7 protein-coding genes and 1 tRNA gene are annotated in these 8,456 nt (G+C 65.2%); 2 read left to right on the top strand and 6 right to left on the bottom strand.

Going from position 1 to position 8,456, the window contains the following annotated elements; translation table 11 throughout:
• Positions 1–100 precede the first annotated feature (100 nt).
• The 3 genes from IEW98_RS02955 to IEW98_RS02945 form a co-directional block, all read right to left on the bottom strand.
• Complete coding sequence (locus tag IEW98_RS02955) at positions 101–1,054, bottom strand: DUF6538 domain-containing protein (protein WP_188761404.1); 954 nt, start codon at positions 1,052–1,054, stop codon at positions 101–103.
• A 101-nt stretch (positions 1,055–1,155) separates the two neighbouring features.
• A tRNA-Gln gene (locus IEW98_RS02950) sits at positions 1,156–1,230 on the bottom strand.
• A 75-nt stretch (positions 1,231–1,305) separates the two neighbouring features.
• Positions 1,306–2,409 (bottom strand): MraY family glycosyltransferase, encoded by a 1,104-nt coding sequence (locus IEW98_RS02945; RefSeq protein ID WP_188761403.1) that lies wholly within the window; start codon positions 2,407–2,409, stop codon positions 1,306–1,308.
• Positions 2,410–2,557: 148 nt separating this feature from the next.
• On the opposite strand from IEW98_RS02945, the gene IEW98_RS02940 reads away from it, so the two are divergent.
• Both IEW98_RS02940 and IEW98_RS02935 read left to right on the top strand, forming a co-directional pair.
• A complete protein-coding gene (locus tag IEW98_RS02940; RefSeq protein ID WP_188761402.1) occupies positions 2,558–3,577 on the top strand; it encodes an NAD-dependent epimerase/dehydratase family protein in 1,020 nt (339 codons plus the stop codon).
• Complete coding sequence (locus IEW98_RS02935) at positions 3,574–4,662, top strand: zinc ribbon domain-containing protein (RefSeq protein ID WP_188761401.1); 1,089 nt, start codon at positions 3,574–3,576, stop codon at positions 4,660–4,662. Before IEW98_RS02940 ends, IEW98_RS02935 begins: the two co-directional genes overlap by 4 nt.
• Before the next feature lie 69 nt (positions 4,663–4,731).
• Here the strand turns inward: IEW98_RS02935 and IEW98_RS02930 are convergent, their stop codons facing one another.
• From IEW98_RS02930 to flhA, 3 genes are read right to left on the bottom strand one after another with little or no spacing between them, the layout of a single operon-like run.
• Positions 4,732–5,565, bottom strand: coding sequence for an HpcH/HpaI aldolase/citrate lyase family protein (locus IEW98_RS02930; protein ID WP_188761400.1), 834 nt, complete (start codon positions 5,563–5,565; stop codon positions 4,732–4,734).
• Positions 5,566–5,621: 56 nt separating this feature from the next.
• Positions 5,622–6,362, bottom strand: a complete 741-nt coding sequence (locus IEW98_RS02925) for a sigma-70 family RNA polymerase sigma factor (protein WP_188761459.1) — start codon at positions 6,360–6,362, stop codon at positions 5,622–5,624.
• Positions 6,362–8,452, bottom strand: coding sequence for a flagellar biosynthesis protein FlhA (gene flhA, locus IEW98_RS02920; RefSeq protein WP_188761458.1), 2,091 nt, complete (start codon positions 8,450–8,452; stop codon positions 6,362–6,364). Before flhA ends, IEW98_RS02925 begins: the two co-directional genes overlap by 1 nt.
• Positions 8,453–8,456 lie beyond the last annotated feature (4 nt).

The raw sequence follows: 8,456 nt of genomic DNA, 5'->3' as shown, positions 1-8,456 counted from the left end.
TCGAAGCCGCCAACGACCCAACCCATGAGCAGCACGAAGACGTCCACCGCTGGATCGGAAAGCCGTTCGACCCGAACCTCATCGATACCGCCGCTATCGATCAAGTCCTCGAAGCCCTCGGACGTCGATGGAGCCGCCGAAAAGCCTGAACGGCGCCGCCCCATGCGGTTCTGACCGGATGCTTACGTAATGCCTTGAGGTGTTCGTTGGTAACTTCATATACCGGTTTGCCCCCGCTGCACTCGTCCAGCAGCCAAGCAGAGTCGAGCGCCTGGTGCCGGCGTTTGGCATCAAAAGTCTTTCCAGACTTTGCCTCTTCGAAAAAGACGCGCATCGCGTCCCGCACGCTCCTGCCCCGCCACCTTTCTGGGACGTCAGGCGCTACCTGCAGCGGGGCGGCAACGGTTTCAAGCTTGGTGACCGGGATGACGGGTGGCTCCCAGTAAGCATCTGCCACTTCACACGCCTTCTTGTAGGCGGGATAGAGCGCCCGTTCGACGATCCTGCGGAGCCCGGGCTGCGGTTGAAAGCCGTGTTCCTCGAGAAGACTGTCAATCGTGCGGACCGAAATCGACTTCTGCTCCGAGAAGTGCTGGTGCGATACCAGCGCGAGAGACTCCAGCCGTTCGACAGACCATCCCTCGGCCTCCAATCGATCGATATCGGTCCGAGCGATCGGCCTTTTGCCACCTGTGTCCTCAAGGAACTGATAGAAATCGCCGTAGGCACGGTTGAACCGACGGTGCATGTCCCGCTGCTCCGGGTTTTCGCGCTGACGTTCCATCGTCCGGGCAAGCTGAATCTGGTAGGCCTCTTTCGCCATGGCCTTGAGTTCCTTCTCGGTGGGCCGAGCGTCGAGGGGGCGCATCACAAACTCCATCATATCCTTCACGGCATCAGTCGCCGTGATCATTGCCGCGGCTCTCCGCTTGGCTGTTGTATGATCAAGTGTCTGTAACGAAAACCGAATCTCGATTTTTTTCTTTTCGACGGGCAAGATTTGCCGCCACCAGTATGTGGCGCCGCGACGATAGACCTGAAGTGATTTACGCATTGCGGCCTCGGCATCCGCCGGAAAGTTGTGGCACAATGAAGTGGCACAACAATCCCCAGCAGTCTGGGTGAGTACAGCAAAATCAATAGGTTAGCTGAAACTGGCTGGGGCGGCAGGATTCGAACCTGCGAATGCCGGCATCAAAAGCCGGTGCCTTACCACTTGGCGACGCCCCAACGACAGGTCGCCGCACCTAGGCCGGTGGCACCCGCTCGGCAATACAAAAAGCGCATTGCTGCGTCGGACCGCACCTATTCGGCCGGTCGCCCCGCCACTTCGCTGGCAAAGCGCGTGCCCTTGAGCACTCCCACATAGGCAACAAACGACACCGCCAGCCACACCAGCCCGCTGCCCGGCCAGACCAGCGCGCCCAAATTGGGCAGGCCGACCATTGCCATATAGATCCCCAGCCCCGTCGGCCAACCGATCCGCGCATGCAGATGATGATGCAAATGGTCCCGATCGCCCTCGAACGGCGATCGCCGGCGCGCGATCCGCACCGCCATCAACCGGATCGTGTCGAACACCGGGATCGCGAACATCACCGCCACGTCGTCGGCGCGCATCGTCTCGAAATCATGATTATGGGCATAGATCGCCAGCAACCCGAACAGCGCCGAAATCGCATAGCTGCCGCCATCCCCCAGGAACAGCTTGCCGGCCATGTTGTACGCCCCCATCACCAGCAATGCCGCCCCGACGGAAGCCAGCACCGGCAGCATCGACGCCGGCACATGCACCATCAGCACGATTGTCCAGATCAGACCCATGCCGATGACGATGCCATTCTTGCCATCGGCCATGTTGACGGCATTGAGCAGCCCGAGCAGGCACAGCAGCGTGAATGCATCGCCCCAGATACCCAGCAGCCACAGTTGCGGCTGTCCCGAAAACCGCACGAACGCCAGGCTGAAATCGGGCGCATTGCTGACCGCCAGCACCAGCACCGTCAGCGCCGCGCCCAGCCGCAGCACCGGTGACAGATGGAACATGTCGTCGACCACGCCGATGACGAACATCGCGCCGACCACGCCGGCCAGCCAGTAAAGATGCAGCGCCGGCGACACAGCCGGCACGAACTGCGCCGCCATCAAGGCGCCGCCCACCGCGGCGCCGGCCACCGCCAACCCGCCGACCAGCGGCGTCACCTTGCCATGCTGTTTGCGGCCGCCGTCGAGATCGGGGTAATCGAGCAGTTGCAGCCAGGTCCCGATCACCCGCGCATGGCGCCCGACCACGAACGCAAGCACCAGGCCATAGGCAAAAGCCGCCGCGACAAGCGCCGGTCCATAGGCGGGGCCTGCCCCGCCAAGCGCCAGTCCAAACGCGGATGCCGCCTCCCCCTGCGTCATCATAGACAACCTGCCGTCCTATTTCCTGTGCAACCGCCCAGGGGCTTCTTGATTACTCCCCCTTTCCCCTAGCCGCGAAGCGATTTCCAAAGCAAGACTAAGTGCCAACGCTCCCTCATCATTCCTGTCGACACGCAACGGAACCCAGCACATGACCGTCATCGTTACCGGCGCCGCGGGCTTCATCGGCGCGCATGTTGTCAGGGCGTTGCTCGACCGCGGCGATTCGGTCCTCGGCATCGACAGTCTCAACGACTATTATCCCGTACAACTGAAGCGCGACCGCCTCGCGCAGCTGATCGGCGACCATCCCCAATTCCGCTTCGCCCACGCCGACTTCGCCGATACCGCCGCACTCGCCAACGCCATCGGCAACACCAGCTTCGACCGCATCGTCCATCTCGGCGCCCAGGCCGGCGTTCGCTACTCGATCGAGAACCCGCGCGCCTACGCCCATAGCAACCTCATCGGCCAGCTCGAGATCCTCGAACTGGCGCGCCGCGCCGGCGTTCGCCACCTCGTCTATGCCTCGTCGTCGTCGGTCTATGGCGACGCCGCCGTCCTCCCGCTCGACGCCGAGGCGCGCGCCGACCGGCCGGTCTCCTTCTACGCCGCCACCAAGAAATCGAACGAGCTGATGGCCGAAAGCTACGCCCATCTCTACCGCACCCCCGTGACAGGGCTGCGCTTCTTCACCGTCTATGGCCCCTGGGGCCGCCCCGACATGGCGCTCTGGCGCTTCACCGAGCGCATTCTCGCCGGCACGCCACTGCCGCTCTACAACGGCGGCGCCATGAGCCGCGACTTCACCTATATCGCCGACATCGTCGCCGGCGTCCTCGCCGCACTCGACGCCCCGCCCGCCGACGACAACACCGCGAAGCCCGGCGGCTCGCACAGTCCGCACGCCATCTACAACCTCGGCAACGACCAACCGCAGCCACTGGGCGAATTCGTCGCGCTGATCGGCAACGCGTGCGGCATTGCCCCGATCATCGACCCGCAGCCGATGCAGCCCGGCGATGTCACCGCGACCTGGGCCGATATCGCCCCCGCCCGCGGAAACCTTGGGTACGACCCCGCCACGCCGATGGCCGTCGGCATCCCCGCCTTCGTCGACTGGTATCGCGACTGGACAAAATCTTCGGGGGCCGAAACAATCCCCGGATGAGCAAATCCCTTCGGCTTTCCGAAAAATGGTTCAACCGCGGGCTGTGGCTTATCGCCATCGTCTTCGCCGGCTTCCTGATCGGCCTCGGCAACGTCATCGTCGGCGACCTTCCCCAGGTCGAGGCCAGCTCCAGCCGCGAACTCTTCATCAACCAAAAGGCCGTCGCCCCGCTGCGCCGCGCGCGCGACGCCGCCGTCGCCCGCGCCGAAAAGGCCCGGCCCCCGCTCGAACAGGCCGAACTCCGCCTGCAAGCCGCGTCGGAGGCCTATATTTCGGGCCGCGAGACCTTCCAGAATTGGGTCGCCACCCGCACCGCCACCGAATTGCCAGGCCAGGACGCCGAACTCGTCAGCCGCACCGCCGCGCTCGACGCGCTCAAGGCCGCCGAGGACAAGGCGCGCATCGCGGCCGAAGCCGAGCGCCAGGTCATGCTCGACGCCCGCCAGGCCGAAGACCGCGCCAACACCGCCATCCTCCCCTACGAACAGGCCGCCGACGTCCTTTACGCCGACGAACTCCGCGCTTCGGAACTCCGCGTCTTCGGCTATCGCCTGATGCTGACCCTGCCGCTGCTCGCCGTCGCCGGCTATCTCTTCGCCCGCCAACGCAAGTCGAAATACTGGCCCTTCGTCTGGGGCTTCATCATCTTCGCGCTGTTCGCCTTCTTCGTCGAACTAGTGCCCTACCTGCCCAGCTACGGCGGCTATGTCCGCTTCACCGTCGGCATCATCGTCACCATCCTCGTCGGCCGCTACGCCATCCTCGCGCTCAACAAATACCTCGCCGACCAGAGACTCGCCGAGGCCCAGCCCGCGCAAGCCCGCCGCGAAATCCTCAGCTACGACGCCGCCCTCGTCCGCCTCGACAAGGGTGTCTGCCCCGGCTGCGAACGCCCGGTAAATCTCAAGGACCCCATAATCGACTTCTGCCCCCACTGCGGCATCGGCCTCTTCGACCATTGCCACACCTGCACCGCCCGCAAAAACGCCTTCTCCCCCTTCTGCCACGCCTGCGGCACAGCCGCGTCTGCTACCCCCTCTCCCTCGACGGGAGAGGCGAGAGACGCGCCTTTGCGGCCCGGGTGAGGGTGTACTTACCTCTCCCCTTGAGGGAGAGGTCGGACTCGCGCCTTCGCGAGCCGGGAGAGGGGTTTTCTACCGCGCCAACCCCAAAACCCGCCGCGCCTCCTCAACATGCAGCACCTCGACCATCTTCCCTCGAAATGTCGTAACCCCCACCCCACTCGCCAACCCGGCCTCATAGGCCGCAATCAACCCCTCAGCCTCAACCACGTCTTCCGCACTCGGCGAAAACACCAAATTACAGGCCGCCACCTGCGAAGGATGAATCAACGTCTTCCCATCGAATCCCAGCATGACGCTCTGCCGCGCCTCCGCCTCGAAACCCGCCGCGTCCCCGACATCCGTGAACACGCCATCGAAGCACATCACCCCCGCCGCCCGCGCCGCGACGACAATCGCCGACAGGCTATACAATAGCGGCGTCCGCGCCCCATCCGGCCGCGCCCGCAAATCCTTCGCCAAATCCGCCATCCCGGCCAGCAGCGCCACCACCCCCGGCACCCGCGCAATCGCCGGCGCATCGAGTACCCCGCGCGGCGTCTCGATCATCGCCCAGACCGGCAGTCCGCCCGCCATCTCGACAGCCCGCGCCGCTTCATCGACACTATCCACTTTCGGCACCACGACAGCCCCGAACCCCGCCGCCTTCGCCATCGCCAGGTCAGCCGCGGCCCAAGCCGTCCCCAGCCCATTGGCGCGCAGCAACATCTCGCGCCCGCCCCAGCCCCCTGCCTGCATGGCAGCCGCCGCCGCCTCCCGCGCCGCATCCTTGGCGGCCGGCTGCACCGCATCCTCCAGGTCGAGGATCACGCAATCCACCGCCAGCGTCCGCGCCTTCGCCACCGCACTCTCGCGGTTCGCCGGCAAATAAAGCACCGATCGCCGCGGCCGCAAAACATCCGTCATGGCAATATCCTCGAGACTAATCGCCCCAGATACCGCCCAACACCCCGCCCGCAACCCTAATCCGCGTCCCAGCCCTTCAACTGCCCGCGCATCTTGCCCAGCGCCGCCTTCTTGATCTGGCACACCCGCGCCGCCCCCACCCCGAGCACTTTGCCGATCTCCTCCAGGTTCAGTTCCTCGACAAAATACAGCTGCAGCACCATCGCCTCGCGTTCGGGCAATCTCGAAACCGCCCCGGCAATCGCCGTCCGCATCGTCTTCGACTCGAGCTGGTCAAACGCATCGGGGCCATCATGCGCAAACCAGTCGCTATGGTCCGAATAGACATCGTCGATGCTCTCGGTATGCGCCGCATGGGTCGCCGCCACGCCCTGCCGGAACACCTCGACCGTGATCTCCAACTTCTCGGCCATCTCGGCATCACTTGCCGCCCGCCCCAGCACGCCCTCGAGCGCCGACCGCACGATCCCCCATTCCCGCCGCCGCCGGATGGCCGACCGCACCAGCGTCGCACCTTTGCGCAACTGATCGATCATCGCGCCGCGCACCCGCACCGTCGCATAGGTCGCAAACGCCGCATGTCCGCGATCCTCGAACGCCCGCGCCGCCTCGATCAGGCTGACCATGCCGATCTGCACCAAATCCTCGATATCGATCGCCGAGGACACCCGCGCATGCACATGCCAGGCGATCTTGCGCACCAGCGCCAAATGCGACGAAACCAGACGCTCCGGATCGGTCGCCGCCAACCGCGCCGGCGCATACAACGCCATATCAAGCCCAAGCCGAGCATCCATCATTCGTCTCCATGAAACTGAGGAACATCCACTGTTCTGCTCCCCTCCCTTTCAAGGGAGGGGCCGGGGGTGGGTGACTCTGCCGAAGCATGTCCGCCCACAACCGCAACAACATCCACAACCCGGTCATCCGGGATCTCCGAAAACGAAACCACCACCGGTTGCGGCAACCGCACCCGCAGCAACAACCACAAAGGCCGCCGCACCAACGGCGTCGTCACCACCGCAAACCGCCGCCCTTCACTCAACAACCCCTGCGCCGCCGAAGAAATCGCCTCCCCCACCCGCGCCCCCAGTTCCGGATCGAACGGCCAGGCCGACCCCGGCGCCGCCCGCACCGCCTGCGCCAGCAAACCCTCCAGAACCGGATCGATCGCAATCGCCGCCACCGGCTCGCGCAGCCCCGCCAAAGTCTGCACGATCGCCGCCCCCAACGGCGCCCGCACCATCTCGGCCAGCTCCGCCACCTCCTGCGACCGCCCCGCCGCCGCCACCAGCGCCGAGACAATCCCGCGCACATCGCGCACCGGCACCCCCTCCTCGACCAGCCGCTGCATCACCCCCGTCACCACAGCCAGCGACAGCAACTTGGGCACCAGCCCCCCAGCCAGCGCCGGTGCACTCTCGGCCAGCGTATCGAGCATCGCCTGCACCTCGTCCTGCCCCAGCAGCCGATGCGCATGCACCCCCAGCAAATGGTTCAAATGCGTCCCAATGACCGAAGCCGCGTCGACCACCGTATACCCCGCCGCCGTCGCCAGATCGGCGTCCTCGGGAACGATCCACCGCGCCGGCAACCCGAACGCCGGGTCGGTCACCGGCCGCCCCTCGATCACCGCCGAAACCGGTCCTGCCTCGATCGCCAGCATATCCTCGGGAAACGCCAGATCCTCGCCGACGACCACCCCGCCCACCGAAATCCGGTAGGCAAACGGCGCCAGCGCCATCTCGTCGCGCACTCGAACCGGCGGCAGCACGAATCCCAGCTGCTTCGACAATTGCCGCCGGATGCCGGTAATCCGCACCATCAACGGCGCCCCCCGCGCCTCGTCCACCAGCGGCACCAACCCAAACCCGATATCGAGGCTCGCCGGCGCCGTGTCAGCCACTTCCGCCCAGGAAATCGTCGTCGGCTCCACGTCGACCACCGCCGCGCCAACCTCGGGCGCCTTCTTGCGCAAGGCCCAGGCAATCCATCCCGCCCCCGCCGCCGCCGGCAGGATCGCCAGCACCGGCATCCCCGGCACCAGCGCCAGCAGCCCCAAAATCACCGCCACCGGCGCCCAGCTCGCACTCTGCGCAAACTGGCTCGTCACCTGCCCCGCCAGGTCGAGCTCCGACCCGACCCGCGTCACCACCATCGCCGCCGCGATCGACAGCAACAGCGCCGGCACCTGCGCCACCAACCCGTCGCCGATCGCCAGCAACAGATAGACCTTCGCCGCCTCGCCGAGCCCCAGGTCGTGCTGCACCGTCCCCAGGATCAACCCACCGACGATATTGATCACCAGGATCAACACCCCCGCCACCGCATCGCCCTTCACGAACTTCGACGCGCCATCCATGCTGCCATGAAAATCCGCCTCGGTCGTCACCTCCAACCGCCGCTTCCGCGCCTCGTCCGCCGTCAACAATCCCGCATTCAAATCCGCATCGATCGCCATCTGCTTGCCCGGCAGCGCATCGAGCGTAAATCGCGCCGCCACTTCCGAAACCCGGCCCGCGCCCTTGGTAATCACCACCAAATTGATGATCATCAAGACTGCAAAAACAAAAATCCCCACGACATAATCGCCGCCCACCAAAAACGACCCGAACGCCTCGATGACATGCCCCGCCGCCGCTGTCCCTTCATGCCCATGCACCAGCACGACCCGCGTCGAAGCGACATTGAGCGACAGCCGCAGCAACGTCGCAAACAGCAACACCGTCGGAAACGCCGAAAAATCCAAAGGCTTGCGCGTATTGATCGCCACCATCAGCACGATCAGCGAAATCCCGATATTCAGGATGAAGAACAGATCGAGCAGCACCGCCGGCACCGGCACCACCATCAGCAGCACCAGCATCAGGATCGCCGCCGGCAACATCGCC

This window comes from Sandarakinorhabdus glacialis (assembly GCF_014643455.1).
In the GTDB taxonomy this organism is placed as follows: domain Bacteria; phylum Pseudomonadota; class Alphaproteobacteria; order Sphingomonadales; family Sphingomonadaceae; genus Sandarakinorhabdus; species Sandarakinorhabdus glacialis.
This window is presented reverse-complemented; position numbering and strand designations above follow the sequence as displayed.